The organism is Pseudomonas sp. TH37 (genome assembly GCF_016650735.1).
GTDB classification, from domain to species: Bacteria; Pseudomonadota; Gammaproteobacteria; order Pseudomonadales; family Pseudomonadaceae; genus Aquipseudomonas; species Aquipseudomonas farris.
Genome location: NZ_JAEKFD010000003.1, coordinates 163,504 through 189,656 on the forward strand (window position 1 = coordinate 163,504; position 26,153 = coordinate 189,656).

General features: G+C 59.6%; 23 protein-coding genes. 12 read left to right on the top strand and 11 right to left on the bottom strand.

The window, feature by feature from the left end; all coding sequences use genetic code 11:
• The first annotated feature begins 150 nt into the window (after positions 1–150).
• The 4 genes from JFU11_RS10005 to groL all read left to right on the top strand — a co-directional run bounded on the left by JFU11_RS10005 (position 151) and on the right by groL (position 3,659).
• Complete coding sequence (locus tag JFU11_RS10005) at positions 151–882, top strand: HugZ family protein (protein WP_123719344.1); 732 nt, start codon at positions 151–153, stop codon at positions 880–882.
• 66 nt (positions 883–948) lie between these two features.
• Entirely contained in the window at positions 949–1,425 is a 477-nt protein-coding gene (locus JFU11_RS10010; protein WP_052966136.1) for an FxsA family protein, read from the top strand.
• 247 nt (positions 1,426–1,672) lie between these two features.
• Positions 1,673–1,966, top strand: a complete 294-nt coding sequence (locus JFU11_RS10015; protein WP_007898444.1) for a co-chaperone GroES — start codon at positions 1,673–1,675, stop codon at positions 1,964–1,966.
• 49 nt (positions 1,967–2,015) lie between these two features.
• Positions 2,016–3,659, top strand: coding sequence for a chaperonin GroEL (gene groL / locus JFU11_RS10020; protein WP_074874047.1), 1,644 nt, complete (start codon positions 2,016–2,018; stop codon positions 3,657–3,659).
• A 172-nt stretch (positions 3,660–3,831) separates the two neighbouring features.
• Here groL and JFU11_RS10025 read toward each other — a convergent pair whose 3' ends face one another.
• Entirely contained in the window at positions 3,832–4,575 is a 744-nt protein-coding gene (locus JFU11_RS10025) for a phosphatase PAP2 family protein (RefSeq protein WP_201060535.1), read from the bottom strand.
• A gap of 217 nt (positions 4,576–4,792) precedes the next feature.
• Here JFU11_RS10025 and colR point away from each other — a divergent pair, with 217 nt between their 5' ends.
• The 5 genes from colR to JFU11_RS10050 all read left to right on the top strand — a co-directional run bounded on the left by colR (position 4,793) and on the right by JFU11_RS10050 (position 8,514).
• Positions 4,793–5,476, top strand: a complete 684-nt coding sequence (gene colR, locus JFU11_RS10030) for a two-component system response regulator ColR (RefSeq protein WP_008069526.1) — start codon at positions 4,793–4,795, stop codon at positions 5,474–5,476.
• A complete protein-coding gene (locus tag JFU11_RS10035; protein WP_123719342.1) occupies positions 5,466–6,746 on the top strand; it encodes a HAMP domain-containing sensor histidine kinase in 1,281 nt (426 codons plus the stop codon). Before colR ends, JFU11_RS10035 begins: the two co-directional genes overlap by 11 nt.
• A 148-nt stretch (positions 6,747–6,894) precedes the next feature.
• Positions 6,895–7,563, top strand: a complete 669-nt coding sequence (locus tag JFU11_RS10040) for a class I SAM-dependent methyltransferase (RefSeq protein ID WP_123719341.1) — start codon at positions 6,895–6,897, stop codon at positions 7,561–7,563.
• Positions 7,564–7,567: 4 nt separating this feature from the next.
• Positions 7,568–8,284, top strand: a complete 717-nt coding sequence (locus tag JFU11_RS10045) for a lipopolysaccharide kinase InaA family protein (RefSeq protein ID WP_201060536.1) — start codon at positions 7,568–7,570, stop codon at positions 8,282–8,284.
• A 2-nt stretch (positions 8,285–8,286) separates the two neighbouring features.
• Positions 8,287–8,514 (top strand): hypothetical protein, encoded by a 228-nt coding sequence (locus JFU11_RS10050; RefSeq protein WP_026331876.1) that lies wholly within the window; start codon positions 8,287–8,289, stop codon positions 8,512–8,514.
• Between the two features lie 247 nt (positions 8,515–8,761).
• Here JFU11_RS10050 and JFU11_RS10055 read toward each other — a convergent pair whose 3' ends face one another.
• The 10 genes from JFU11_RS10055 to JFU11_RS10100 all read right to left on the bottom strand — a co-directional run bounded on the left by JFU11_RS10055 (position 8,762) and on the right by JFU11_RS10100 (position 23,039).
• Positions 8,762–11,800 carry a multidrug efflux RND transporter permease subunit gene (locus JFU11_RS10055; RefSeq protein WP_201060537.1) on the bottom strand — a complete coding sequence of 1,013 codons (3,039 nt, stop codon included), beginning with the start codon at positions 11,798–11,800 and terminating at the stop codon, positions 8,762–8,764.
• 13 nt (positions 11,801–11,813) lie between these two features.
• Entirely contained in the window at positions 11,814–12,962 is a 1,149-nt protein-coding gene (locus JFU11_RS10060; RefSeq protein WP_123719338.1) for an efflux RND transporter periplasmic adaptor subunit, read from the bottom strand.
• Positions 12,963–13,166: 204 nt separating this feature from the next.
• Positions 13,167–14,264 (bottom strand): DUF1513 domain-containing protein, encoded by a 1,098-nt coding sequence (locus JFU11_RS10065; protein WP_123719337.1) that lies wholly within the window; start codon positions 14,262–14,264, stop codon positions 13,167–13,169.
• 14 nt (positions 14,265–14,278) lie between these two features.
• Positions 14,279–15,343, bottom strand: a complete 1,065-nt coding sequence (locus tag JFU11_RS10070) for an imelysin family protein (protein ID WP_201060538.1) — start codon at positions 15,341–15,343, stop codon at positions 14,279–14,281.
• 27 nt (positions 15,344–15,370) lie between these two features.
• Entirely contained in the window at positions 15,371–16,798 is a 1,428-nt protein-coding gene (locus JFU11_RS10075) for a di-heme oxidoredictase family protein (RefSeq protein WP_201060539.1), read from the bottom strand.
• 267 nt (positions 16,799–17,065) lie between these two features.
• Complete coding sequence (locus JFU11_RS10080; protein WP_123719334.1) at positions 17,066–18,409, bottom strand: imelysin family protein; 1,344 nt, start codon at positions 18,407–18,409, stop codon at positions 17,066–17,068.
• 237 nt (positions 18,410–18,646) lie between these two features.
• Entirely contained in the window at positions 18,647–20,695 is a 2,049-nt protein-coding gene (locus JFU11_RS10085; RefSeq protein ID WP_123719333.1) for a bifunctional diguanylate cyclase/phosphodiesterase, read from the bottom strand.
• 561 nt (positions 20,696–21,256) lie between these two features.
• A complete protein-coding gene (locus JFU11_RS10090) occupies positions 21,257–21,853 on the bottom strand; it encodes a Fe-Mn family superoxide dismutase (protein WP_007898423.1) in 597 nt (198 codons plus the stop codon).
• Between the two features lie 176 nt (positions 21,854–22,029).
• A complete protein-coding gene (locus JFU11_RS10095; RefSeq protein ID WP_123719332.1) occupies positions 22,030–22,632 on the bottom strand; it encodes a LysE/ArgO family amino acid transporter in 603 nt (200 codons plus the stop codon).
• A 5-nt stretch (positions 22,633–22,637) separates the two neighbouring features.
• Positions 22,638–23,039, bottom strand: a complete 402-nt coding sequence (locus tag JFU11_RS10100) for an ACT domain-containing protein (RefSeq protein ID WP_123358009.1) — start codon at positions 23,037–23,039, stop codon at positions 22,638–22,640.
• A gap of 96 nt (positions 23,040–23,135) precedes the next feature.
• Between JFU11_RS10100 and JFU11_RS10105 the strand changes: the two genes are divergently transcribed.
• The 3 genes from JFU11_RS10105 (at position 23,136) to JFU11_RS10115 (ending at position 26,098) form a co-directional block, all read left to right on the top strand.
• Positions 23,136–24,029: a LysR family transcriptional regulator ArgP gene (locus JFU11_RS10105; protein ID WP_048395587.1), complete on the top strand. Its 894-nt coding sequence runs from the start codon at positions 23,136–23,138 to the stop codon at positions 24,027–24,029.
• A gap of 89 nt (positions 24,030–24,118) precedes the next feature.
• Entirely contained in the window at positions 24,119–25,111 is a 993-nt protein-coding gene (locus JFU11_RS10110) for an NAD(P)-dependent oxidoreductase (protein ID WP_007898415.1), read from the top strand.
• Between the two features lie 117 nt (positions 25,112–25,228).
• On the top strand, positions 25,229–26,098 hold the full coding sequence (locus JFU11_RS10115; RefSeq protein WP_201060540.1) for a hypothetical protein: 870 nt from the start codon (positions 25,229–25,231) through the stop codon (positions 26,096–26,098).
• Positions 26,099–26,153: the final 55 nt, after the last annotated feature.

The following is a 26,153-nucleotide window of genomic DNA, read 5'->3' on the forward strand; positions in this document are numbered from 1 at the left end:
AGCAGATCGGAGTGGTTTTCCTTCTAGAGGGCCTCTCGATCTGAGCCTGATGTGGCCTGGCTGCACATGAGAACTGCCCCTATGGCGTGCTGGAACTTTACCCAGGCGCCTGTCCGTTTTTTTGACGGATTCTATATAAGGAGTCATAAATTGAGCGTTGTAGTGGCTAAGCATGCCCGAGAATTGCTTCTCAAGGAATACCGTGGAGTGCTCTCGACGCACTCCAAATCGATGCCCGGTTTTCCGTTTGGCTCCGTGGTTCCTTACTGTCTGGACGAGCGGGGCCGGCCGCTGATCCTTATCAGCCGCATCGCCCAGCACACTCACAACCTGCAGAAAGATCCGAAATGCTCGCTGCTGGTGGGTGAGCGTGAAGCCGAAGACGTACAAGCCGTTGGTCGCCTGACTTACCTCGCCGAGGCAGAAAAGCTTCAAGACCCCGCTGCCATCGAAGCGGCCGCCGAGCGTTACTACCGCTATTTCCCCGATTCGCAGAACTATCACAAGGCCCATGATTTCGATTTCTGGGTGCTCAACGAGGTACGTCACCGCTACATCGGTGGCTTCGGCGCGATCCACTGGATCGATCAGTTGACCCTCGCCAACCCGTTCTCCGGCAAGGCCGAAGTGAGCATGGTCGAGCACATGAATGCCGATCACGCTAAAGCCATTGCGCACTACGTCGAGCTGGCGGGGCTGCCGAAAACTGCACCGGCGCAATTGGCCGGTATCGACACCGAAGGCATGCACTTGCGTATCGGGCAGGGGCTCTACTGGCTGCCGTTTCAAACGCCCTGTAATACGCCGACACAAGTCCGGGAAGCCTTGGTTTTCCTGGCTCACGCCGAGCATTGGCCGAAAAATGAAGTGGCCGACGCTTGAATTCACGAAACGGCGACGTCATCTAAGGAAAACTGGCAAGGTATTCTTGCGTTGAGGAACCATTTGATGCGCCCTTTTTTATTGCTCTTTGTACTGTTCCCGGTGTTGGAGCTGTTCGTATTCGTCAAGGTTAGTGGGGCGATCGGTTTTTTCCCGGCCCTGCTGCTGATCATTCTCGGCTCGATGCTCGGCGTGTTCGTGCTGCGTATCGCCGGTCTGGCTACTGCGCTGCGCGCCCGTGAAAGCCTGAATCGCGGCGAACTGCCGGCTCAGACCATGCTCGAAGGCCTGATGCTGGCCCTGGCTGGCGGTCTGTTGATTCTGCCGGGCTTCGTCACCGACGTGCTGGGTCTGATCATGTTGCTGCCGATCTCTCGTCGACTGCTGGCCAATAAAATGCGTCTACGCGCCGAGGAACAAGCGATACGTCAGCGTGCGTTCGCCGATGACCTTCAGCCACGGGGCGGTCCTGCTCCGCAGCAGCCACTGGGCCGTGAGCCCAATGTGATTGAAGGCGAGTTTGAACACCGCGATTCCAAGTAACACTTCCATCGACACGGCACCCTCGGGTGCCGTGTTCGTTTTCAGGGCATCGACGTAAAAAATTTTCGCTCCCAGCCCTTGAAATAAGCTTGTGCGCCCTTATGTAACGGTCACCGCAAGGTTTCTGGCAATTGCGCCAGACAGACTTCCGCGGTTCGCTTGACGAACCGCACCCGGCGCCGCCGGATTTGTTAAACCCGCCGGGACTACACCGGCCGATGAAAACCACAATTAGGAGAGATCGACAATGAAGCTTCGTCCTCTGCATGACCGCGTCGTCGTCCGTCGCAGCGAAGAAGAAAAGAAAACCGCTGGCGGTATCGTCCTGCCAGGTTCGGCTGCTGAAAAGCCAAACCAGGGCGAAGTCCTCGCTGTAGGCCCAGGCAAAGCACTGGACAACGGTGAAGTGCGTGCGCTGGCCGTGAAAGTGGGTGACAAGGTTGTGTTCGGCCCTTACTCCGGCAGCAACACTGTGAAAGTTGACGGCGAAGACCTGCTGGTAATTGGCGAGAGCGAAATCCTCGCCGTTATCGAAGGCTGATTCCCCGCTCATTTTCCCGCTACTACAAAGTATTTAAGGAATATCGATCATGGCTGCTAAAGAAGTTAAATTCGGCGATTCCGCCCGCAAGAAAATGCTCGCCGGTGTCAACGTCCTGGCTGACGCAGTAAAAGCGACCCTGGGCCCTAAAGGCCGTAACGTGATCATCGAGAAGAGCTTCGGCGCTCCGACCATCACCAAGGACGGCGTTTCCGTTGCCAAAGAAATCGAGCTGAAAGATCGCTTCGAAAACATGGGCGCGCAGCTGGTCAAAGACGTTGCCTCCCGTGCCAACGATGACGCAGGCGACGGCACCACCACCGCTACCGTTCTGGCTCAATCGATCGTCAACGAAGGCCTGAAAGCCGTCGCTGCCGGCATGAACCCGATGGACCTGAAGCGCGGTATCGACAAAGCGACCATCGCGATCGTCAAAGAGCTGAAAGCCCTGTCCAAGCCTTGCGCTGACACCAAGGCCATCGCTCAGGTCGGCACCATCTCGGCCAACTCCGACAGCTCCATCGGCGACATCATTGCCGAAGCCATGGAAAAAGTCGGTAAAGAAGGCGTGATCACCGTTGAAGAAGGCTCGGGCCTGGAAAACGAACTGTCGGTTGTTGAAGGCATGCAGTTCGACCGTGGCTACCTGTCCCCGTACTTCGTCAACAAGCCAGAGACCATGACTGCCGAGCTGGACGGTCCGCTGATCCTGCTGGTCGACAAAAAAATCTCGAACATCCGCGAAATGCTGCCAGTACTGGAAGCCGTTGCCAAAGCCGGCCGTCCACTGCTGATCGTTGCCGAAGACGTTGAAGGCGAAGCCCTGGCGACTCTGGTTGTGAACAACATGCGTGGCATCGTTAAAGTCGCAGCCGTCAAGGCTCCAGGCTTCGGCGACCGTCGCAAGGCCATGCTGCAGGACATCGCTGTTCTGACTGGCGGTACCGTTATCTCCGAAGAGATCGGTCTGAGCCTGGAAAGCACTACCCTGGAACACCTGGGTAATGCCAAGCGCGTGATCCTGTCCAAAGAAAACACCACCGTGATCGACGGTGCCGGCGTTGAGGCTGACATCCAGGCTCGCGTTCTGCAGATCCGTCAGCAAGTGGCTGATACTTCGTCCGACTACGACCGTGAAAAACTGCAAGAGCGTCTGGCCAAACTGTCCGGCGGCGTTGCAGTGATCAAGGTTGGCGCTGGTTCCGAAGTTGAAATGAAAGAGAAGAAAGCCCGCGTTGAAGACGCCCTGCACGCTACCCGTGCAGCCGTTGAAGAAGGCGTGGTACCTGGCGGCGGCGTGGCACTGGTTCGCGCTCTGCAGGCAATCTCCGAGCTGAAAGGCGACAACGATGACCAGAACGTTGGCATCCAGTTGCTGCGTCGCGCTGTCGAAGCGCCACTGCGTCAGATCGTTGCCAACTCCGGCGACGAGCCAAGCGTAGTAGTCGACAAGGTCAAGCAGGGTTCGGGTAACTACGGTTACAACGCTGCTACCGGCGAATACGGCGACATGATCGAAATGGGTATCCTGGACCCGGCTAAAGTGACTCGTTCGGCTCTGCAAGCGGCTTCGTCGATTGCCAGCCTGATGATCACCACCGAAGCCATGATCGCCGAGATCAAGGACGACGCACCAGCTGGCGGCGGCATGCCAGACATGGGCGGTATGGGCGGCATGGGCGGCATGATGTAAGCCAGCCTCACCCCGTACATAAAAACCCCGCCTGCGTTAAGCAGGCGGGGTTTTTTATTGTCCTCATTTTGGTAGGTCTGGAGACCGAGTCGCGCCCATCGCGGGCAAGCCACGCTCCCACAGTGGATTGCGTTAAACCTGTGGGAGCGGGCTTGCTCGCGAAGGCGTCAGCTCAGGCGTTGACCGGTTCTGCCTCACTCACCCGTTCAGCCTTGGAAGCCGGTCGATAAAGGATGTAGTAATACGCCCCCAGACAAATCAACCAGCAGAAAATCGCCGTCCACACATTGTGCGAAAAGAAGTGCGCTCCCTGCATCATCCGGCTGATGGAAAATACTGAGCCCAACGTGAAGGCCAGGACAAACGCCTTGCGTGCCAGACGCGGACGACGGTCGCGCAACACGAAGAACAGCGCAAACAACGTGAAGCCAGTCGCCGCATGACCGCCAGGCCAGCAGCGGCCAGGCTTGTCGGTGTGCGGGCGAGGGCTGAGCAGTTCGCTGTAGGTTTCGTGCCCGCCGAATTGCTCCAGGCTCCATGGGCATTGCACCGCCGTCACCGCTTTGACCGGGGTGACAAACGAGGTTGCCAGTGCCAGAGACAACACCAGGCAACCCAGTTCACGCTTGAACGGTTTGAGCCTTTCCATGAAAAAGGAGCCGATGAAGCCCAGGATGGCGAACACCGAAAAGGCGATGACCACTTGCTTGGCCCGGTCATGCAGGATGTTTTCCAGGAAGTAACTGTGCCGCCCGATGAACGCCCCGGCAACCGGGTCATAGAACAGCTTGGCAAGATCCATGTCCAGGGACGTCAGTTCGAGCAACAGCAGGGTGATCGCCGCAATGGCGGGCACTCCCAGGCATAGCCAGGCATTCAGTGGCCTGGAAGCGGGGTGGGCAGCGGTCGAAGCCATGGCAATTCCTTGGTGAGTGAAATGTTCTGAAGAGCACAACCGCGGGAGTCTGAACACGCCTCTGTCGTCAGCCTGTGAATCGATGGTGAAAAAGTTGTTAAGGCCGTTTCAGGTTTTTTTTGTCGGATTTACCCCTGCACGCCACCCTATCCCTGAGCCACACTTGGCCTTAAGCTGCGCGCCAAGACAGCCGTTACTGTGTACGGAGGAGGTGCCGATGCGAATTCTATTGGTTGAAGACAACCGCGATATCCTGGCCAATCTGGCCGATTATCTTGGGCTCAAGGGTTACACCGTGGATTGCGCGCAGGACGGTTTGTCGGGCCTGCACCTGGCCGCCACCGAGCATTACGATTTGATCGTGCTCGACATCATGCTGCCCGGCATTGACGGCTACACCCTGTGCAAACGCCTGCGCGAAGACGCCCGCCGCGACACTCCGGTGATCATGCTCACTGCGCGCGATCAACTGGATGATCGTTTGCAAGGCTTCAAGTCTGGTGCCGACGATTACCTGATCAAACCCTTTGCCCTGTCTGAACTGGCCGCGCGGATCGAGGCGGTCATGCGCCGTGCCCAAGGAGGCGGTCGCCGTGCCTTGCAGGTCGGTGATCTGAGCTACGACCTCGATACCCTGGAAGTGACGCGCGAAGGCCGTCTGCTGAAACTCAACCCGGTGGGCCTGAAGTTGCTGGCCGTGTTGATGCAGAAAAGCCCCCATGTGTTACGCCGCGAGGTTCTCGAAGAGGCCCTGTGGGGCGATGACTGCCCGGACAGCGACAGCCTGCGCAGCCACGTCCATCAACTGCGTCAGGTGATCGACAAGCCGTTCGACAAGCCCTTGTTGCACACGGTGCATGGCGTCGGTTATCGCTTGGCCGAGGGCCGTGATGGAGTTTAAACAGAGCCTTGCTCAACGGATCATCATCGCCTTTGCGTTGATGAGCGCACTGGTGGCGGGAGCCTTCGCCATGGGCATTGTGGCGACCGTGCACCTGGTGGAAGAAAAGCTGATTTCGGCAGGTCTGGGCGGCGATTTGCAACGCCTGTTGCTGATGGACAGCGTGTCGGACTGGAGCCACCGCCCCGAGCCGGACCAGCTGTTCTATTTCAGCGGCGGGCCGGGCGACTTCGAATTGCCCAAGGATTTGCGGCACCTGGACTCAGGCTTTCATGAAGTCTTTCGCGAGCAGCTGTCGTATCACGCGATGGTCGAAATCGTCGACGGTCGGCGTTACGTGCTGTTGCAGGACCAGAGCGATTTCGAAGAGCGTGAGCGGGTGCTGTTTGCCGTGGTGCTGGTGGGTTTCGTCCTGAGCCTGGCATTGGCGGTATTTCTTGGCTGGGTGCTGGCGCGCAAGGTCATGGCGCCGGTGGTGCGACTGGCCCGTCAGGTGCGTCATCGCGATCAGTTGCTGGGCCTGGCGCCGCCACTGGCGCCGGACTATGCCGCCGATGAAGTGGGCGAACTGGCCGTGGCCTTCGACGCTACCCTGGGGCGCTTGCGTCAGGCGTTGACCCGTGAGCGATTGTTCACCAGTGACGTCAGCCACGAACTGCGCACGCCGTTGATGGTGTTGGCCAGTTCCTGTGAGCTATTGCTGGAAAACCCCGGCATCGATCAGCGCGGCCGTGCCCAGGTCGAGCGAATCGCCCGTGCGTGTGCCGAGATGCGCGAGCTGGTGCAAACCTTCCTCATGCTGGCTCGTGCTCAACATGAAGACGCCAGCATGGCCCCCCAGCAGACCCTGAGCCAGGTAGCCGACGGGCTGCTCTCTCAATGGCGCGAGCCGATCGAAGCCAAGGGCCTGACGCTGAACTTTGAGCCGGGCAATCCGCCGGACACCCGCTATAACGCGACCCTTTTGCATGCAGTAATGGGCAACCTGTTGCGAAATGCGCTGCATTACACCGAGCACGGTTACATTCGCCTCGCCTTGACGGATACAGGGTTCGTGGTCGAGGACAGTGGTGTCGGCATTCCCGAGGAAAAACGCGAGGCGATGTTCGAGCCTTTCGTGCGCGGCAACGAGAAACGCGGTGAGGGCCTGGGGCTGGGGCTGTCGCTGGTGCAGCGGATTTGCGAGAACCAGGGCTGGAACGTCAGCCTGACTAACATGGAGCCCAATGGTTGCCGTTTCCAGGTGGATTTGACTCCGTCTTTGATCTGAAGGAAAAACGAAAAGATCCTGAATTGGCCCTGTAAAACCTTGAAATAATTCCGGGTTTTACATGACAAATTTTTCACAAACGCATGACCTGACGCTGACAGCGCGCTACCTAAGGTGGTGGTCATCAGAAGTTCAGGAGACTGCAGTGATGGCTGGCCCGATCAAACTCGATTTTTCCGAAAAGTACGACGATCAACACGCCCAGAAATATTTGCGCAAGCATCAGGAGGGGCTCAGCCGCCGACTGTCCCACTGGCGTGACGAACAATTGGCGCGAAAAGCGCTGACGCTGGCCGGTGAGCCTGGGTTGGTCCTCGATTTACCGTGCGGCGCGGGGCGTTTCTGGCCGCTGCTGGCGGAAAAACACAACCGCGTCATCATCGGGGCCGACAACTCGGAGTCCATGTTGAAGACTGCCATGCAGGCGCAACCCGCCGACGTGGTAAAACGGGTACAACCCTTGCACACTTCTGCATTCGACATTGCCTTACCCGATAACGCCGTCGACAGCATCTTCTGCATGCGCTTGCTCCATCACATCGGTGAAGCCGAGCATCGACTGGCCATCCTGCGCGAATTCGAGCGCGTCACCCGCGACAGCGTGATTGTTTCGTTGTGGGTGGACGGCAATTTCAAGGCCTGGAAACGCAAGCGCGCCGAGAAAAAGCGTGGGCAGGAGGGTTACCAAAATCGATTTGTGTTACCGGCTGCCACGGTTGAAAAAGAATTCGAGCAGGCGGGTTTTCGGATCCAGGAACGACTGGATTTTTTACCGCTCTACGCCATGTGGCGGGTATACGTATTACGCAAAAGGTAACAAGATGGCAGTGAAATGTGCAGCACCAACGGAAGTGGCTTCTCAGGACCGCTTCGACTACTTCTGGAACCTGCGCGGTGAATGGGTCGAAGAACCCAACGTCCGTCGCGGTGGTGAAAGTGGCGTGCAGCGCGTTATGGGCAGTGATGGACAGCAGCTCTACACCAAGCGTCAAACCGGGCATATCTATCGCAGCGGGTTACACCCGTTCGGTCGGCCGACGGTGTTGCGCGAGCGTGATGCGCTCATCGGTTTGCGCCTGCTTGATGTTCGTGTTCCGGAAATCGTTTTTTGCGGGGCACAGCGCGATCCCGAGAATAATGAATGGCGGGCATTGCTGGTTACCAAATCCCTGGATGGCTTTGAGGAAATCAAACACTGGTACGCGGGTGGTGGTCGCGAGCGTTACGGTGAGGAGGTGCATGACCGCGTGTTGAAGGATCTGGCTGACAACCTCACCCGTATGCACAAGGGCCGTTGGCAGCACAGCTGCATCTACATCAAGCATGTATTCGTGCGGGTCACCGGCGAAAGCGAGTCCGCAAAGGTCGAGGTGGCATTGATCGATCTGGAGAAATGTCGGCAGCGTTTGACCGCCCGTCAAGCGGCGGCCCATGACATGAAACAGCTGCGTCGCCACTCGTCGTTCAGCGATACGGACTGGAAAAAACTCGTCTATTTTTATGAGACGGCGTTTGGCAGCGCTATCAAAGGCTTATAACAATGAAACTCGAAATTGCACGAGGTTTGTTTTTAGCCGGAGCCTTGGCAGTTGCTTCATTGGCGGTGGCGGCTTGGGAGCAGCCCCGCACTCAAGTCCTGAGCTCCGTGCACGGTGACGCGCATTGTCCGTTGCCCCGGGTTGCCAAGGCACCCGTGGCCACTCAACCCGATCATGACTTGTTACTGTTCATGTTCGGACTTTCTCAGGGACTGAGGCCACAGAGTTGAACAAACTGAAGCCCAAATAAAAAGCCTCGCAGATGCGAGGCCTTTTTTGTATCCGTTGACTCAAGTCTTGCGCGATCCCTTGTGGGAGCGAGCCTGTGTGGGCGAGGGGGCTTGCCCCCGTTGGGTCGCAAAGCGGCCCCAAAACCTGCAATCGCGGTGTATCAGGTACACCGCATGCAATGTTTTGCGACTGCTACGCAGCCGAACGGGGCAAGCCTCCTCGCCACACAGGCTCGCTCCCACAGGATTATGGGTGTTTTTCAGGTTTATCGGGCTTGGCCAGCAACGTGTAGATGCACGGCAACACGAACAAGGTGAACAGCGTCCCGATCGACATCCCCGTCGCGATCACCGTGCCGATGTCGAACCGACTGACCGCCCCCGCGCCCGTGGCGATGATCAACGGCACCATGCCGAACACCATCGCCGCCGTGGTCATCAACACCGGACGCAGGCGAATGGCCGCCGCTTCCTCCACCGCTTCGCGAGGCGACAGCCCCTTCTCGTTGCGTAACTGGTTGGCGAACTGAACGATCAGAATCCCGTGCTTGCTGATCAGCCCGATCAACGTCACCAGTCCCACCTGGGTATAGATGTTCATGCTCGACCAGCCAAGGAACAGCGGGATCAATGCGCCGCAGATCGACAGCGGCACGGTCACCAGAATCACCAGTGGGTCGCGGAAGCTTTCGAACTGGGCCGCCAGCACCAGGAAGATGATCGCCAGCGCCAGGGCAAAGGTGACCCACAGCGCGCTGCCTTCCTGAACGTATTGCCGTGATGCACCGGCATAGTCGACGGCATAACCCGCCGGAGCTTCTTCCCGGGCGATCTGGCGCACGGTGTCGATGGCTTCACCCATGCTGACCAGCGGGACCCCGGAAAGAATTGCCGAGTTGAGTTGCTGGAACTGGTTCAACTGACGCGGTCGCGCCCGGTCGGTCACGGTGATCAGGGTCGATAGGGGCAGCAATTCGCCCTTGGTGTTCTTGACGTAATAATGGTTCAGCCAGTCGGGATTATCCCGGAAAGGCCGTTCAACCTGTGCAATGACTTTATAGCTGCGACCTTCGATGGTGAAACGGTTGATCTCCGCTTCACCCAGCAATGTTGCGAGGGTGCCCCCCAAGTCCTGCATCGATACACCCATCTGTGCGGCCTTGGCGCGATCGATATCCACCACGACTTCGGGTTTGTCGAAGGCCAGGTCGACGTCGACAAAGGCAAACTTGCCGGATTCCGTCGCTCTTTTTTTCACCCGGTCCGTCACTTCCAACAATGACTCATAGCTGTTGGCCGAGTTGATCACGAACTGAAACGGCAAGCCTTCACCCGTGCCCGGCAGGGAAGGCAGGTTGAAGCCGAAGATCTGTAAGCCCGGAATGCTTGCCAGTTTGCCCTGGACCTCGGGCAGGATCTGCATCTGGGTCCGGTCGCGTTCGTTCCAGGGTTTGAGCAGGAAGCCACCGATCCCCGATTGCACGCCATTGAAGCCGTTGATCTGGAACGAGGAGTAGTACTCGGGGAACTCCTTGAAAATCGCGAGGAACTCGTCGGTGTAGGTGTTCAGGTAGTCGAGGTTGGCTGGTTGCGGAGCACTGGCCATCATGAAGATGACGCCCTGGTCCTCGTCCGGCGCCAGTTCCGACTGGGTGAATTTGAGCAGCACCGGAATCAGGCAGAGCACGATCACTGCGAACACCAGTACCACCGGCCGGGTGTTGAGGGTGCCATGAAGCACACTCTGGTAACGACGCTTGAGGCCTTCGAAGATCATGTCCAGGCGATGGGCAAGGCCGGTAGGGTTTTCATCGTGGCGCAGCAGCAGGGCGCACATCATCGGCGACAGCGTCAGGGCTACGACGCCGGAAATCACCACCGCCCCGGCCAGGGTCAGGGCGAACTCCTTGAATAGCGCTCCCGTCAGGCCGGTCAGGAAGCCGATCGGCGCATAGACCGCCGCCAGGGTAATGGTCATCGACACCACCGGCATGGCGATTTCCGCAGCGCCTTCAAGCGCGGCATCCAGCGGTGTCTTGCCTTCTTCAATGTGCCGATGGATGTTTTCCACCACCACAATGGCGTCGTCCACCACCAGCCCGATGGCCAATACCATCGCCAGCAAAGTCAGCAGATTGATCGAGTAGCCCATCATCTGCATGAAGAACATCACGCCGATCATCGACAGCGGAATGGTGACCACCGGGATCACCACCGAACGCAGGGCGCCGAGGAACAGGAACACCACCACGATCACGATCAGCACCGCTTCGAACAGGGTTTTCACCACTTCGTCGATGGAGGCCTGGATAAACAGCGTGGCGTCGTAGGCGATTTCACCTTTCAGGTTCGGCGGCAGCTGGGCTTCCAGCTCCGGCATGATCTTGCGCACTTCCCTGATCACGTCCAGCGGGTTGGCGCCGGGCGTGGCCTTGATGCCGATGTACACCGAGGGCGTGCCGCCGAAGGAACTGATGGTGTTGTAGTTCTCTGCGCCCATCTCGACCCGCGCCACGTCCCGCAGCAGTACGCGACTGTCGCCCTCGACCTTGAGCGGGATCGAGCCAAAGGCCTCGGCGGATTTGAGTTCGGTGTTGGCGTTGATGCTGGTGACCACATACTCGCCTTTCACTTCGCCGGCGGCGGAGAGGAAGTTGTATTGGCGTACGGCGTTGGTCACGTCGCTGGCGCTCAGGCCGAAACCGGCGAGTTTCACCGGGTCCAGCCACAGGCGCATGGCGAACACCTGGTTGCCGAGAATCTCGGCTTCGGCCATGCCCGGCAAGGTCGCCAGTTTCGGCTGGATGACCCGTGACAGGTAATCGGTGATCTGCGGATTGCTCAGCTCGTCGCTGAAGAAGCTGATGTACATCAGCGCCGAGGCGTCGGCGGCTTCCTTGCTCAGTACCGGGTCTTCGGCGTCCTGGGGCAGCTGGTTCTTGACCTCGTTGGCCTTGGCCAGCAGTTCGGTGAACAAGCGGTCGCTGTTGGAACCGATGCGCGCGTAGATCGAGATCACCGAGAAGTTCTGGCGGCTGACCGAGGTCATGTAGTCGATGCCTTCGGCGCTGGCCAGGCTCTGCTGCATCGGTTGGGTGATGTAACCCTGGATGGTTTCGGCGTTGGCCCCGGGGTAAGCGGTGGTGACCGTGATCAGGGCGTTTTCCATTTGCGGGTATTGGCGCAGCGGCAACTTGCTCCAGGCCTGGAAGCCCAGCAGCACAATCAACAGGCTGACCACGGTGGCGAGCACCGGGCGGCGGATGAACGGGTCGGTAAAAGCCATGGGGATTCCTTGATCAGTCAGCGCGCGGCTGACTGCTCTTCTCGGCTAGGGTCTTGTCGTCGCTGATGGCAATGTGCGCGCCGTGGTCCAGTTTGATCTGACCCCCCGTGACCACTTTTTCGCCGTTCTGCACGCCTTTGGTGATCATGACCATTCCGTCGCGGCGCTCACCGGTTTCGATGAAGCGCCGCTCGGCGATCAGGATCGGCTGACCCTTGTCGTCTTTTTCGAGGCTGCCGTCTTCGGCCTTTTTCTGCGCGACGACGTACAGCGAGTTGCCATACAGGGTGTAGGTGATCGCGCTTTCCGGCACGACGATGCGTGGCTGCGGATCAGGCAATATCACCTGCAGGCTGGCGAACATCCCCGGCAGCAGTTTGTCATCGGGGTTGGCCAGGGTTGCGCGTACCAGCACGTTGCGGGTGCTGCTCTCGACCTTCGGGTTGATCGCACTGATAGTGCCGGGGAAACTCTCTGTCGGGTAGGCCGAGACAATGACTTGTACCGGTTGGCCGAGGGCGATTTTCGGCACCGATTGTTCGGGCACAAAGAAGTCGACGTAGAGGCTGCTGATGTCTTGCAGGGTGGCGATCATCGTGCCGCTGGCCACGTAGTCGCCGACGTCTACCTGACGAATGCCGATGGTCCCGCTGAACGGGGCGAGGATGCGTTTTCTTTCCAGTGCCGCCTTGAGTTGATTGACCGTGGCCCGGCTCTTTTGCAACACCGCCGAGAGTCGGTCGAACTCGCCTTTGGAAATAGCCTGGCTACCCACCAATTGGCTGCCGCGTCCGTAATCCAGTTGCGCCAGTCCCAGGTCGGCTTGAGCGGTTGCCAGCAGGGCAGTTTCAACGGCGGTATCGAGTTGCAGGATCGGCTGACCGGCCTTGACCTTCTGCCCCGACTCGAACTGCACCTCCTTGACGGTACCGGCGATCTCCAGGCTCAGGTCGACCCCTTGCAGCGCCGTGAGGGTGCCGACCGTTGGCAAACGGCTTTGCCACGGACGTTCGGTGGCAGTGGCCACGGCGACACTTATCGGCGGTTTCGGCGCGGAGAAGCCCTGCATCATCGTATAGATGGAGAAGGCTTTGTAACCGGCCAGGACCAGCACGATTAGCAGAACAACACCCAACATGATCAGCATGCGGCGACGCAGCATATTTCCAGTTCCTTGGAGAAAATCAGGTGAGACAGGCGGGAACATTACTCCGAGTGTAAGGGGGATTCCAACTGGCAGTTATTACAGAATGACGCAAACCCTGTAGGAGCGAAGCTTGCTCGCGAAAGCGGTGTATCAGCCAACTAATGCATTGACTGATACACCGCTTTCGCGAGCAAGCTTCGCTCCTACAAGGGGATGAAGTCAGATCAGATGAAGATGGTTGTCCCAGAGCCCCGCAGGCAATTCCAGAGGTTTTGCAACAAGGGTTGTCTGGCGGCAATCGTAGTACCGGCAACGGCCTTGGCCCGAGGTCACGACAAAACCATCGGCCACGGCGCCGACACCAGCGCAGTCGGGAAGTGGCGCATCCAGGCGTACTTCACCGCTGTCCAGGTCCCAGATAAAAAAGCGGTTGCCCCGCGGCGCGGTCAGGGCGACCAGACGCAGTTCGCTGTGTACGGCGACGCTGGCGGTGTAATGCCCCATGGCCTGCAACTGATGCTCGGGCACCGGGAACGCCACGAACGGTTGGCCGGGCCGCTTGATCGCCAGCAGCTCCGATGACTCGTGGGCAGCGCCCATGAACTGCTGGCCGGCGACGATGGTGCCGTCGCTGGCGACGCCCAAATGCCGCACGCTGTTCATCTGCTGGGCCAGTGTTTCCTTGCTCAACAAAGTGCCATCGCGCTGCATCAACACCAGGCTCGGTTCCATCGCGTTGAGGTTCATCTCGACCCGGCTTTCGGCCTCGGTGCGAATGCCGCCGTTGGCCACAATCAGCGTCTCGCCATCGGGCATCCACGACACCTGATGCGGGCCGACACCGTGGGTGGAAAGCTCGCCGCTGTGCACCAGTCGCTCACCTTCGAACTTATACACACCGAGCAGGCCACGGCCCGGATCGGAGGTGTCGTTCTCGGTGGCGTACAACCAGTCGCCGCTCTGGTGAATCACTGCATGACCGTAGAAGTGCCGGTTCGGCTGCGAGACCACGGTTTGCAGCAGCGTGCCGTCGCGCAGGTCGATCAGGTAACTCTCGGTGCCGGGACGTCGGGCAACGAACAGCGCTATCGGCAGCGTCGGATGGTTGATGATGTCGTGGCAACGCTGGCCGACCTGGGTGGCAAACACCCGGGTACCGTCCAGCCGATAACCGACGGCGTAATGCTTGCCGTCACCATCGTCCCGCGCCGAGAGCAGCAGCGGGCTTTTGTCCTTTTGCTTGAACAGCGTCCAGCCGCCCAGTGTCACCGCACCCAGCAGCAAACTCCCTAACGTCAGAGCCTGGCGTCGCAGCATGGCACTTGCCCTCATCAGTCACCGTCGTTGGCGTTGAAGCCCAGTTGGATGCCCAGCGCCTTGGCCAGTTCGCCTTCGTGCAGGCGATGGACAACGTTGAGGCTGTCGTAGATCGCGTTGAGCTGCTGGCGCCCGGCATCGTCGGTGAGCATGTCGGTCAGCGAGCGCTGGTTGCTGGCGAACAATTTCAGGGACGTTGCATAGGCCGCGTCGATCTTGTCGGCCAAGGGTTTCTGCTCGCTCGGCAACAGACCGCGCAAGCCTTTGTTGTCGACACCGACCCAAACGGTTTGCGCCGCGCTCAGGCTCGATTGCAGGCCTTGCAGCGACGATTGGCTGCGCCACGCATCGGCCTGGAACGGCTGTGGAGTACCCTTGCTCTGACGGCCCATCGGCGTGCCGAGTTTTTTCTTCAGGGTGTCCAGCGCCGTCACTTGCACGCGCAGCAGATCGGCGATCGCTTCGTGGGAGTCGGCGTAGCGCTGGTTCGGGAATTTGCTCATCTGCGCGAGCATGCCGTCGTTGGTGTTCCAGCGCGACAGGATCTCTTCGGCCAGTTGCTTCTGACGTTCGCCAATGGCCGTCAGCAGCGGGCAGTATTTGGCTTTCTGAGCGCTGTCGGCCATGTCGATCTTGCTGTCGAACAGAACATATTCATACGCCGAGAGGCCTTGAACCACGACGCTGGACTTGGCCAGGGCGGCGGCATCGATCTGCGGTTGCGTGGTGACCAGTTGCTCGACCTGACGGCCGACGAGGTTTTTCTTGTCCGGCCAGAACTGCACTTGCCACGAACGATTGCCCTCGGCCAGCGGCCCGATCAGCAGCGGTTGCAACTCGGCCCAGGCTTTCTGCGCGTGCAGGAAGTCGGCGCGGGCGGTGTCCAGGGTTTCCTTGCCTTGGCAGAACGCCAGGGCGCTGACCGCCAATTGACGGTCGGCTTCAACCCAGCGGCTGTAGGTCGGCAGGACTACTTGCTTGGCGATAGCCGCCGACGTGACCGCTTGCGGGTCCTGGGGCGAACAGGCGCCCAGGGCGAGGGCGGCAAGGCTAGTGAACAACAATTTGGGACGGAACATGTCGGGCTCCCGCTGAAGGAAAACGTATTAAAGAGAATTCAAAAACGCCAGCAACGCCGCGCGCTGCTCGGCATTGAAAGACAAAACCTGTTGCTGCGCCGCCTTTGCCTCGCCGCCATGCCAGAGCACGGCTTCGAGCACGTTACGGGCGCGGCCGTCATGCAAAAACTGGGTGTGGCCGCTGACTGCCTGGGTCAGGCCGATGCCCCACAATGGCGGGGTGCGCCAGTCGCGGCCGCTGGCTTGAAACTCGGTGCGGTTGTCGGCTAAACCGTCGCCCATGTCATGCAGCAGCAGGTCGCTGTAAGGGCGAATCACTTGATTGGCCAATTCAGGTTCCGCGGCGTTGGCGGCGGTGGTGTATTTCGGGGTGTGGCAGGACTGGCATCCCGCCTGGAAAAACAGATTCTTGCCGGCCAGCACTTGCGGCGCGCCGACATCGCGACGGGCCGGTACCGCGAGGTTACGGCTGTAGAACAGCACCAGACGCAGGATGTTGTCGCTGACTTCTGGCTCACCATCCGGGCCATTGCCGTTGGGCGCCTGCTTGCAAGCGGTTTGCGCGTCGGTGCAGTCATCAACGGTTCTCAGGCTGGTCGTGAGGCCCATATCACCAGAGAACGCGTGAACGTTTTGTTGATTGAGGTTCGGTTGCCCGGCCTTCCAGCCAAATCGCCCGAGGACGGTTTTCTGCTGCGCGTCGTCCCAGACCCGGTTCGGTCGTCCGGCGATGCCGTTCTTCTCGCGCGCCTGAGCCTCAGCGTTGGCCAGGATGGCCTCGTCGGGGATCGCTTCAAGCAAGCCCAGGCCAATCATCGGCGGTGCGATGCGCGCCGAAAAACGCGTGTCGGGGTGCATCGGGCCGTAGCCGAGTTGGGTGATCTGCAGGGTCGGCTTACGCAACTCGATTTCGCTGCCATCCTTGAAACGCACCGGGACCGGCGTGTAATCGACGCGCACCTTGCCTTCCGGGACGACGCCGGGCACCGACATGTCCTGGAACTGCCCGCCGTAAACCGGCTCCGGCACCACACCCAGTTGTTCGATGACTTTGGTGTAGGCCGGCGAATCAGGGATCGACAGACGCACCAGCATCGACACCGCATTCGGCGCATCGGGCGCAGGCGGGTGACCACGCCCGTCCTTGATGTGGCAGTTCTGGCAGGCGTTGGTATTGAACAACGGGCCGAGGCCATCGCGGGCGGTGGTGGTCGATGGGGCAATCACCCAAGGGCTGCGAAAGAAACTGTTGCCGACGCTGAAATCGACGCGCCGTGACGGCGGCAGATTGGCGGACGGCAGGGAGAACGCGTTCTGATCGGTCTTGCGCACCGTCGCACTGCCGCCGGAGCGGGCTTCACCGGGTTCGGCCTGGGTAAAACGCGGGGCGTCATCGCACGCACTCAGGCCCAGGGCCAGCAACAGTGCGGACAAGCGAAGAGGCAGCGAGGGCATCGGACATCCTGCAAGGCGAGCAAAACAAGGGCGCAAAGTCTAACAGGGCAGGGGAGTTTGAATAAGAGGAATTATCGTTTGGTTGATCTGAGGCGGGGATTGACTTGAGACCGTGTCGAGGCCATCGCGGGCAAGCCCGCTCCCACAGGGTCTTGCACTGAACCTGTGGGAGCGTGGCTTGCCCGCGATGAGGCCATCAGCGTCACTCAAAAATCAGGCATGAAAAAGGCGACCCGCAGGTCGCCTTTTTCATTCAGTCAGCGTTGATCAGAACTCGTGATCAGCGTTGTCCGGGTTCAGGTCGCTGATGCCCAGTTTGCCGGCGGCCGCTTCGATCGAACCGGTCTGCTTGACCAGCGAGGCGATGGCGTCGCGCACGATCTGGTTGCCAGCAGTGTTGCCCGCAGCGATCAGTTGGTCGTAGTGCTCACCCTTGTTGGCGTGATCGACCATGACCTGAAGCTTGGCTTCGGTGGCGGCCAGGTCGGCTTTCAGCGCGGTATCGGCTGCCGGGTCGGCTTTGGCGACCAGCGACGACAGGCTGGCGCCAGTCATTTTGCTGCCATCGACGCGGGTGTATTCGCCCAGGTACACGTTACGCACGCCTTTGGCGTCGTAGAAGTGCGAGTTGTGGGTGTTGTCGCTGAAGCAATCCTGTTCGTCTTCCGGGGAGTTGGCTTCCAGGGAAACCTTCATGCGCTCGCCCGCCAGTTCGCCCAAGGACAGGCTGCCCATGCCGAACAGCATTTTGCGCAGACCGGTTTCAGCCGGTTCCGCTTCCAGGGTGGCGCGGTAGTTGTCGGCCACGTTCGGCTTCCAGTTACCGACCATTTCCTGCAGGTCGTTGACCAGCAGTTGGGTCACGGATTTCAGGTAAGCGCGACGACGATCGTTGTGACCGCCGGTAGCGCCTTTGCCTTCCAGGTAGTCGGAAGCTGGACGGTTGCCGGCGCCAGGGCCGGTGCCGTTCAGGTCCTGGCCCCAGAGCAGGAATTCGATGGCGTGGTAGCCGGTGGCGACGTTGGCCTCGGAACCGCCCAGCTCGTTCAGGCTGGCGAGTTTTTCCGGGGTGATGTCTTTCACGTCGACCTTGTCTTCGCCGACCTGAACTTTAGTGTTGGCGATGATGTTGGCGGTGGCGCCCGGGTTACCCAGTGCGTGTTCGTAGGATTTGTCGACGTAGTCGATCAGGCCTTCGTCCAGTGGCCAGGCGTTAACCTGACCTTCCCAGTCGTCGATGATGGTGTTGCCGAAGCGGAACACTTCGCTCTGCAGGTAAGGCACGCGGGCCGCGACCCAGGCAGCCTTGGCGGCTTTCAGGGTGTCGGCGTTCGGCTTGGCGAGGAATGCGTCGACGGCGGTTTGCAGGGTTTTCGCAGTGGATTCGGCATCGCTGTAAACGGCGAAGACGATGTCGGCGTAGTGCGCGACCACAGCCTTGGCGGCGGCTTCATCGACTTTACCGGTAGCAGCAGGTGCAGCCGGGGCAGCGGTGCTGGCGGCCGGGGTCGGCGCTTGTGGAGCGGCAGCCTTGTCTTTGCCTTCGCCGCAACCGGCGAGGGAAATAGCGATGGCCAGCAGACTGGCGGTGGCCAGAGGCATACGAATCATGGCGAACATCCTGCTTCGGTGATTAATGGACGCGCGTGGAGGGCGCGCAAAACTGCGACATAATGCAAATCTTTCGCATTATGTGTAAAGGGTTGTGCTTGTAAATATTTCTTATTCGCGCGGAAGTTGTGTCATAGATCAAGAGATCGCAGCCTCGTTTCGCTCGACAGCTCCTACACAAGCACGCGGTTCATGTAGGAGCTGTCGAGTGAAACGAGGCTGCGATCTTTTGATCTTCTACAAAATAGCTGCGTTACTGCGTTGGGCTTGCTTGAGGTAGGCGCTCAATTCCCGTGCCGGCAGCGGTTTGCTGTAGTGATAGCCCTGACCTTCGTGGCAGCCTTCGGAGATGATGTAGGCCTCTTGCTCGGCGGTTTCCACGCCTTCGGCAATCACCTGCATGCCCAGGCTCTTGCCCAGCTGGATGATGGCGCGAACGATGGTCGCATCGTCGTCATCATCGAGCAGGTCCTGAACGAAGCTCTTGTCGATCTTGATCTTGTCCAGCGGCAGGCTTTTCAGATAACTCAGTGATGAATAACCGGTGCCGAAGTCGTCGATGGCGATCAGCGCGCCGGAGCGACGCAGGCTCAGCAGATGCTGGGCGGCGGTGCTGATGTCTTCCATCAGGCCGGTTTCGGTGACTTCCAGTTCCAGGCTGCGCGGTGGCAGGCGGTACATTTGCAGCAGGTTGTTGACCACCCGCGGCAACTCGGCGTGGTGCAATTGCACGGTGGACAGGTTCACCGCCATGCGCAGGTCGAAACCCTGATCGTGCCATTCGCGCAATTGTTTGCAGGCCTGATCCAGCACCCATTCGCCGATGGCGATGATGGTGCCGTTCTGCTCGGCCAGCGGGATAAACAGGTCCGGCGGCACCAGCCCGTGTTCGGGATGCTGCCAGCGAATCAACGCCTCGACGCCCACCACGCGATGATCGCGGTAGCTGATCTGCGGTTGATAAACGAGGTAGAACTGGTCGCGGATCAAGGCATCGCGCAAGTCTTTTTCCAACTCGCGGCGCCGCCGCATTTCCGTGTCGACGCTGGCGATATAGAACTGATAACGGTTGCGCGAGCGAGTCTTGGCCAGGGTCATGGTCTGCTCGGCTTTTTGCAGCAACTTCTCGGTGCTGTCACCGTCCTCGGGGAACAGGGTGATACCGATGGTGGCGCGCAGGCGGATTTCCTGATGATCGAGGGCGAACGCCGCTTCCAGATCATCGAGAATGCTTTGGGCCAGTTCGGCCGCTTCATAGGGTTGTTCGATGTCGGCCTGGACCAGTGCGAACTGGTCGCCACCCAAACGGGCGAGGGCGCCGAGTCGACCGCTGTGAGCCCGCAGACGATCGGCCAGGGCCAGCAGCAATTGGTCGCCGGTCTGATAGCTGAACTGTTCGTTGATGCCTTTGAAATCATCGAGCCCGACACACAGCACCGCTACCCGGCGCTGCAATTTGCCGGCGTCGACGAGGATTTTGTCCAGTTGTTGCTGCAATTGCTGGCGGTTCGGCAAACCGGTGAGAAAGTCGTACTGGGCCATGCGCAGCAGGCTGTTTTCCGCTTCGTGGCGCAGGTGAGTGTTGCGCTCGATGGATTCGAGCAACTGGTTGGCGGTGTTGATCCAGACCCCCAACTCGTTTCTCTCATGACCCTTGAGCTGCGGAATCTTGTGGGCACTGGGCCGGTCCGGGTTGATTTCGGTCAGGTGCTCGATAATCCGCGACAGCGGTTTGGTCAGCAGCCAGTGATAGACCAGATACAGCACCAGAGCCATGGCCAGGGCGCGCAATACGCCAGAGATGAAGATGATCACCGAGCTGACAATGAAGCCCTTGCCGTAGGTGGCCGTGTCGAGGGTAATGCTCAGGTCGCCGTAGTACTCGCTGTAGGGCCCGCGGCCCACCAGTTGGGTGGTGAAGGTGCGTTCGTTGCCGAGGATCAGGTCAGTCAGCCAGCGGCTGTTGGAGTGCTGCAGTTCACGGGTTTTTTGCGCAAGCATGGCTTCATTAGGATGGCCGATGGAGGCCATGCGCACGGCGTCGTCCTGAAACAGGCCTTCGATCACCTGCATACCCATTTCCCGGTCCAGGCTGTAGACGGCCTGGGTCGAGGGGTCACGGAACATATCGAGGATGCGCTGAGCATCGTTGGCCACGGCCTGGCGTGTTTTATAGGCATCGAAAACGATCTGCGCGCAGCTCAAGACCACGCCGACGATCAATGCCGACAGGAGCACGACCCGGAGCAACTTCACCGACAAGCTGTTCTTGAGTTCCAGCTTCAAAGGGTTATTCCTTGTTCCGTGCGGGTAGCGTCAAGTTGCCATGAGTATTGGCAATCCCGTGATCTCAGTCAAAGGGACAATCCAACCCAGGGGATTTTGCCGGTAGCTTGGCCGATATGCTGTTGTTTGGAGTATTTGCCCTATTAGCACTGTGTCGGTTGTTGAGGCCCTCAACTTGAGGGGAACGGGACAATTTTTCCTCGTAGTTGATGTTAGACCGCTGTGATGTGAGGGCAAGAGGGCGAATGCCACTCGCGTTGTGGGAAAGCGCCCTCCAACTGTCGGGCGCTGGATAACGTCGATCCGGCGTAGCTCTCAGATACACCGCAATACTGTGGGAGCGGGCTTGCCCGCGATGACGGCGGCACATCCAACATCCCTGAGCCTGATACACCGCTATCGCGGGCAAGCCCGCTCCCACAGGATTTGTGTCGTACACAGATTTTGTGACCGCTCCTTGTGGAGCGAGGCTTGCCCGCGAAGGCGGCTGTAGGAATGTACCCATTTCCCCTGCCCATAAAAAAACCCGGCCAAAGCCGGGTTTCTTGACTGGTGCGAAGCTTAAGCGGTGAAGGTTTTGCCTTCGAACTGCTCAGCTACGAATTTCCAGTTGACCAGGTTCCAGAACGCTTCGACGTACTTCGGACGAAGGTTGCGGTAGTCGATGTAGTAAGCGTGTTCCCAGACGTCGCAGGTCAGCAGCGGGGTGTCGCCGCTGGTCAGCGGGTTGCCGGCGCCGATGGTGCTGGCCAGGGCCAGGGAACCGTCAGCCTTTTTCACCAGCCAGCCCCAACCGGAACCGAAGGTGCCGATGGAGGTTTTGCTGAACTCTTCCTTGAACTTGTCGAACGAACCGAAAGCTGCGTTGATGGCATCAGCCAGCGCGCCGGTTGGTTGACCGCCGGCGTTTGGCGCCAGGCAGTTCCAGTAGAAAGTGTGGTTCCAGACCTGAGCGGCGTTGTTGAAGATACCGCCCGAGGAAGTCTTGACGATTTCTTCCAGGGTCTTGCCTTCGAACTCGGTGCCTGGCACCAGGTTGTTCAGGTTCACGACATAGGTGTTGTGGTGCTTGTCGTGGTGGTACTGCAGAGTTTCCTCTGAAATGTGCGGCTGCAGGGCATCGTGTGCGTAAGGCAGCGGCGGCAATTCGAAAGCCATGATGATTCTCCTAATCAGGTCAGTTGCGGTGAGCGCAAGGCCGATCACGGGCGGCCAGACATGCGCCGGGGAGTTTGTACTCTTTGCGGCGCAGGGATCGGATCATAGCACCGGGGGTGCGGCATAACCACGCAACAACTGTGTGGAATAGAGGTTCCAGAGCCTTTTGGAATAAATCATGAAGCGATGATTAACTGGAGCGCTACCGTGAACATCATGACGGCGACCAGCAGGTCGAGGATTCGCCAGGTGCTTGGCCGTGCCAGCCATGGTGCAAGCCATGCCGCGCCAAGGGCTAAAGTGAAAAACCACAACAATGACGCACTGGCCGCGCCCACCACATAAGCCCCGGGTTCTGTTTGTTGTGCGCCGAGAGAACCGATCAGCAACACGGTGTCCAGATACACATGCGGGTTGAGCAGCGTCACCGCCAACGCACTGAGCAGCACCGCCCGCAGTGAACGTACCGTCTGATTTTCACCCTGTTGCAGGCTTTGTTTCGAGCAGGCCCGACGCAACGCCAGGCTGCCGTACCACAGCAAAAACGCCGCGCCACCCCAACGGGCGATGGCCAGCAGGGTCGGATTTTGCGCCAGCACCGTCGCCAGGCCGAACACTCCGGCGGCCACCAGCAACGCATCGCAGGTCACGCAAAGCGCCGCCACCGGCAGGTGATGTTCGCGCCGAAGGCTCTGCGCCAACACAAACGCATTCTGGGTGCCGATCGCCATGATCAACCCCGCGGCCACCAACAGGCCGTTCACATAGCTTTGCCACATATGTATTACTCCGCGTTGGACGCCAGATCCCGCAGTACCTGCAGGGCGCGTTCGGCATCGGCCTGGCCGACGAACAAATGGTCGTGGTAATACCCGGCGATCACGTTGCAACTGATGCCGGCCTTGCCCAGTGCCGTGGCGAACGCGGCGGTCAGGCCGACGGCTTCGAGGGCCGAATGCACGTTCAAGGTGATCCAGGCGGCGACGTAGTCGAAGCTGAAACCGGCCTTTTCAGCGTGGGAACGTTCCAGAATCACCGTCAGGCCTTCCCGTTCACGAAAGCTGCCGACAATCTCAAGGCCGGCGGGCAACTTGCCGTCGCGTAACGTGCAAAACACGTATTCGCCGTCGTTGAGTTGCGGGCTCATGCTACGCAGCAGGGTTGCCAATGACGTTTCGCCAGCCATGTCGGTGATCCTTGTTCAAGAGTTCTTGCTGGCCATTCTCCGGCTGAACGCTGTATAAGAAAAACCAATAGTCCTGATCGCCCATTAGGAAAACTGATGTTCGACTACAAATTACTTTCCGCGCTCGCCGCCGTAATCGAACAGGCCGGATTCGAGCGCGCCGCGCAGGTGTTGGGTTTGTCCCAATCGGCCATCTCCCAACGGATCAAACTGCTGGAGGCACGGGTCGGCCAACCGGTGCTGGTGCGGGTCACACCCCCGGCGCCGACGGAGATTGGCCGGCGATTGCTCAACCATGTGCAGCAGGTGCGATTGCTTGAACGCGATCTACAAACGTTGGTCCCGGCGCTGGACGAAGAAGGCCTGCCGGAACGCCTGCGTATCGCGCTGAATGCCGACAGCCTTGCCACTTGGTGGGCCGAGGCGGTGGGGGATTTTTGCGCGGAACAACATCTGTTGCTCGACTTGGTGGTAGAAGACCAGACCGTCGGCCTCAAACGCATGCGCGCAGGCGAAGTGGCGGGGTGTGTCTGCGCCAGTGAACGGCCGGTGGCCGGTGCGCGCAGCGTTCTGTTGGGGGCGATGCGCTACCGTGCGATGGCGAGCCCGGCGTTCATTGCCCGGCATTTTCCCGATGGTGTGCGCGCCGATCAGTTAGCCAAAACCCCGGCTCTGGTGTTTGGCCCGGATGATTTCCTACAGCATCGCTACCTCGCATCCCTCGGTGTGGATGGCGGTTTCGAACACCATTTATGCCCATCCTCCGAAGGCTTTCTTCGTCTCACCGAAGCAGGGCTTGGCTGGGGCCTGGTGCCTGAATTGCAGGTGCGCGAGCAACTGGAACGCGGCCAATTGCAGGAGCTTTTGCCAGATAAGCCGATCGATGTGCCGCTGTACTGGCATCATTGGCGCAATGGCGGTCAGCTGTTGGGGTTACTCACCGATCAATTGGTGCGCTCGTCGAAGCAATGGCTGGTGCCGTTGGACTGACGGGCAGCGTCAAGACCTCACGCCCTACGCCCTACGCCCTACGCAATATGCAAAGCGCAAAACGCAAAACGAAATATTCGGAGCAATTCATGAAGATTCTGGTCACCGGCGCAAGCGGCTTCATTGGCGGACGCTTTGCGCGTTTCGCCCTGGAGCAGGGCCTGGACGTGCGGGTCAACGGTCGCCGGGCCGAAAGCGTCGAGCATCTGGTGCGCCGTGGCGCCGAGTTCATTCAGGGCGACTTGAGCGACCCGCAACTGGCGCGCGACCTGTGTTCAGACGTTGAAGCCGTGGTGCATTGCGCCGGCGCTGTCGGTTTGTGGGGGCGGTATCAGGACTTTCATCAAGGCAACGTCGAAGTCACCGAGAACGTGGTCGAAGCCTGTCTGAAACAGCGGGTTCGGCGTCTGGTGCACTTGTCGTCGCCTTCGATTTACTTCGATGGCCGCGATCATCTGGGGTTGACCGAAGAGCAGGTGCCCAAGCGCTTCAAACATCCCTACGCCGCGACCAAATACCTGGCCGAGCAAAAAGTCTTCGGTGCGCAGGAATTCGGTCTGGAAACCCTGGCCCTGCGCCCGCGTTTCGTGACGGGCGCCGGCGACATGAGCATTTTCCCCAGACTGCTGAAGATGCAGCGCAAAGGGCGCTTGGCGATTATCGGCAATGGCCTGAACAAGGTCGATTTCACCAGCGTGCAAAACCTCAATGAAGCGTTGCTCAGCAGCTTGCTGGCCAGCGGTTCGGCCCTGGGCAAGGCCTACAACATCAGCAACGGAGCGCCGGTTCCGTTGTGGGATGTGGTCAATTACGTGATGCGCCAAATGGATGTCCCACAGGTTACCCGCTACCGTTCCTACGGTCTGGCCTACAGCCTTGCCGCGCTCAACGAGGGTGTGTGCAAGCTGTGGCCAGGTCGTCCCGAGCCGACACTGTCGCGGCTGGGCATGCAGGTCATGAACAAAAACTTCACCCTGGACATCAGTCGCGCACGGCATTATCTGGACTACGATCCGAAAGTGAGCCTCTGGACCGCCCTCGATGAATTCTGCGGCTGGTGGAAGGCTCAGGACATTCGCTGACACACAAGGGGGACCCCTTACTGAACCGAGTTCGGGGTTCAGGGTCAACCGGTGCGGCAGCGGGGGTTATACTTCGCCGCATCAAGCCATCACCGCGTTCCACAAAGGTTGACCCTAATGCCCATGCGTAACGATGCCAACGACGACTTCGACGATGTCCCGAGCCTGCGCGCCGACAGCCTCGATGACGATGATTTTCCGACTACCGCTCGCACTGCCGTGCATTCGCGCACCACACCGATGGTCAAGGTCAAAGGCCCGAGCACTGGCCCTCTGTGGGCATTGGTCGGCGCGTTGTTCTTTGCCTTCGCCGGCCTTGCCTGGTGGAGTTTTCAGCAGATCTCGCTGATGGAACAGCAACTGGTGGCGACCCAGGAAAGTTTTGCGCGCATCAGTGAAGAAGCGGCGGGGCGCTTGCAGGACATTTCCGGCAAGGTCGTGGCCAGCCAGTCCAACGTCAGCACTGGCAGTGAAGCGTTGAAGCTGCAAATCAAACAGCTCGAAAGCAAACTCCAGGACCAGAGCAAGCAGCTGGAAAGCAAGCTTCAGGATCAGAGCAAACAGCAGTTGGGCGTACTCGGCCAGACCTCCGATCTGGACAAGCGCCTGGCGCAAATGACCGCGCAAGCCACCGAACAACAAACCGCCAATGCTCAGTTGCAGGCCCAGGTCAAAGCCTTGAGCGGCGAACTGGCCGCGTTGAAGAACGCGCCGGACGATTCCAGCAAATTCGACGCCCAACTCAAAAGCCTGGGCGCTGACATCGTCGCGCTGAAGAAACAAAACAACCCGAGCGCCGCCATCGAGCGCCTGGAGCAAGACATGATCGTGCTCAAAAGCCAACAGGACAACCGCCCGGCCGCCGCACAAGGTGGCACTAACACCGCCGAGTTCGACGCCTTCCGCGGCCAGGTCACCCGCAACATCAACACCCTGCAGGCGCAGATTCAGAATCTGCAACAGCAGCTGCGCGCCCGGCCTCAATAGCCCGATGCAGTGACGGGGCCTGTGTGGAGTGGGGCCTGTGGAGTGGGACTTTTGT

Excerpts from the sequence above, each read along its gene's own strand:
- JFU11_RS10010 (WP_052966136.1), top strand. The coding sequence starts at position 949 with ATGCGCCCTTTTTTATTGCTCTTTGTACTGTTCCCGGTGTTGGAGCTG.
- JFU11_RS10015 (WP_007898444.1), top strand. The coding sequence starts at position 1,673 with ATGAAGCTTCGTCCTCTGCATGACCGCGTCGTCGTCCGTCGCAGCGAA.
- groL (WP_074874047.1), top strand. The coding sequence starts at position 2,016 with ATGGCTGCTAAAGAAGTTAAATTCGGCGATTCCGCCCGCAAGAAAATG.
- JFU11_RS10025 (WP_201060535.1), bottom strand. The coding sequence starts at position 4,575 with ATGGCTTCGACCGCTGCCCACCCCGCTTCCAGGCCACTGAATGCCTGG.
- colR (WP_008069526.1), top strand. The coding sequence starts at position 4,793 with ATGCGAATTCTATTGGTTGAAGACAACCGCGATATCCTGGCCAATCTG.
- JFU11_RS10035 (WP_123719342.1), top strand. The coding sequence starts at position 5,466 with ATGGAGTTTAAACAGAGCCTTGCTCAACGGATCATCATCGCCTTTGCG.
- JFU11_RS10040 (WP_123719341.1), top strand. The coding sequence starts at position 6,895 with ATGGCTGGCCCGATCAAACTCGATTTTTCCGAAAAGTACGACGATCAA.
- JFU11_RS10045 (WP_201060536.1), top strand. The coding sequence starts at position 7,568 with ATGGCAGTGAAATGTGCAGCACCAACGGAAGTGGCTTCTCAGGACCGC.
- JFU11_RS10050 (WP_026331876.1), top strand. The coding sequence starts at position 8,287 with ATGAAACTCGAAATTGCACGAGGTTTGTTTTTAGCCGGAGCCTTGGCA.
- JFU11_RS10055 (WP_201060537.1), bottom strand. The coding sequence starts at position 11,800 with ATGGCTTTTACCGACCCGTTCATCCGCCGCCCGGTGCTCGCCACCGTG.
- JFU11_RS10060 (WP_123719338.1), bottom strand. The coding sequence starts at position 12,962 with ATGCTGCGTCGCCGCATGCTGATCATGTTGGGTGTTGTTCTGCTAATC.
- JFU11_RS10065 (WP_123719337.1), bottom strand. The coding sequence starts at position 14,264 with ATGCTGCGACGCCAGGCTCTGACGTTAGGGAGTTTGCTGCTGGGTGCG.
- JFU11_RS10070 (WP_201060538.1), bottom strand. The coding sequence starts at position 15,343 with ATGTTCCGTCCCAAATTGTTGTTCACTAGCCTTGCCGCCCTCGCCCTG.
- JFU11_RS10075 (WP_201060539.1), bottom strand. The coding sequence starts at position 16,798 with ATGCCCTCGCTGCCTCTTCGCTTGTCCGCACTGTTGCTGGCCCTGGGC.
- JFU11_RS10080 (WP_123719334.1), bottom strand. The coding sequence starts at position 18,409 with ATGATTCGTATGCCTCTGGCCACCGCCAGTCTGCTGGCCATCGCTATT.
- JFU11_RS10090 (WP_007898423.1), bottom strand. The coding sequence starts at position 21,853 with ATGGCTTTCGAATTGCCGCCGCTGCCTTACGCACACGATGCCCTGCAG.
- JFU11_RS10095 (WP_123719332.1), bottom strand. The coding sequence starts at position 22,632 with ATGTGGCAAAGCTATGTGAACGGCCTGTTGGTGGCCGCGGGGTTGATC.
- JFU11_RS10100 (WP_123358009.1), bottom strand. The coding sequence starts at position 23,039 with ATGGCTGGCGAAACGTCATTGGCAACCCTGCTGCGTAGCATGAGCCCG.
- JFU11_RS10105 (WP_048395587.1), top strand. The coding sequence starts at position 23,136 with ATGTTCGACTACAAATTACTTTCCGCGCTCGCCGCCGTAATCGAACAG.
- JFU11_RS10110 (WP_007898415.1), top strand. The coding sequence starts at position 24,119 with ATGAAGATTCTGGTCACCGGCGCAAGCGGCTTCATTGGCGGACGCTTT.
- JFU11_RS10115 (WP_201060540.1), top strand. The coding sequence starts at position 25,229 with ATGCCCATGCGTAACGATGCCAACGACGACTTCGACGATGTCCCGAGC.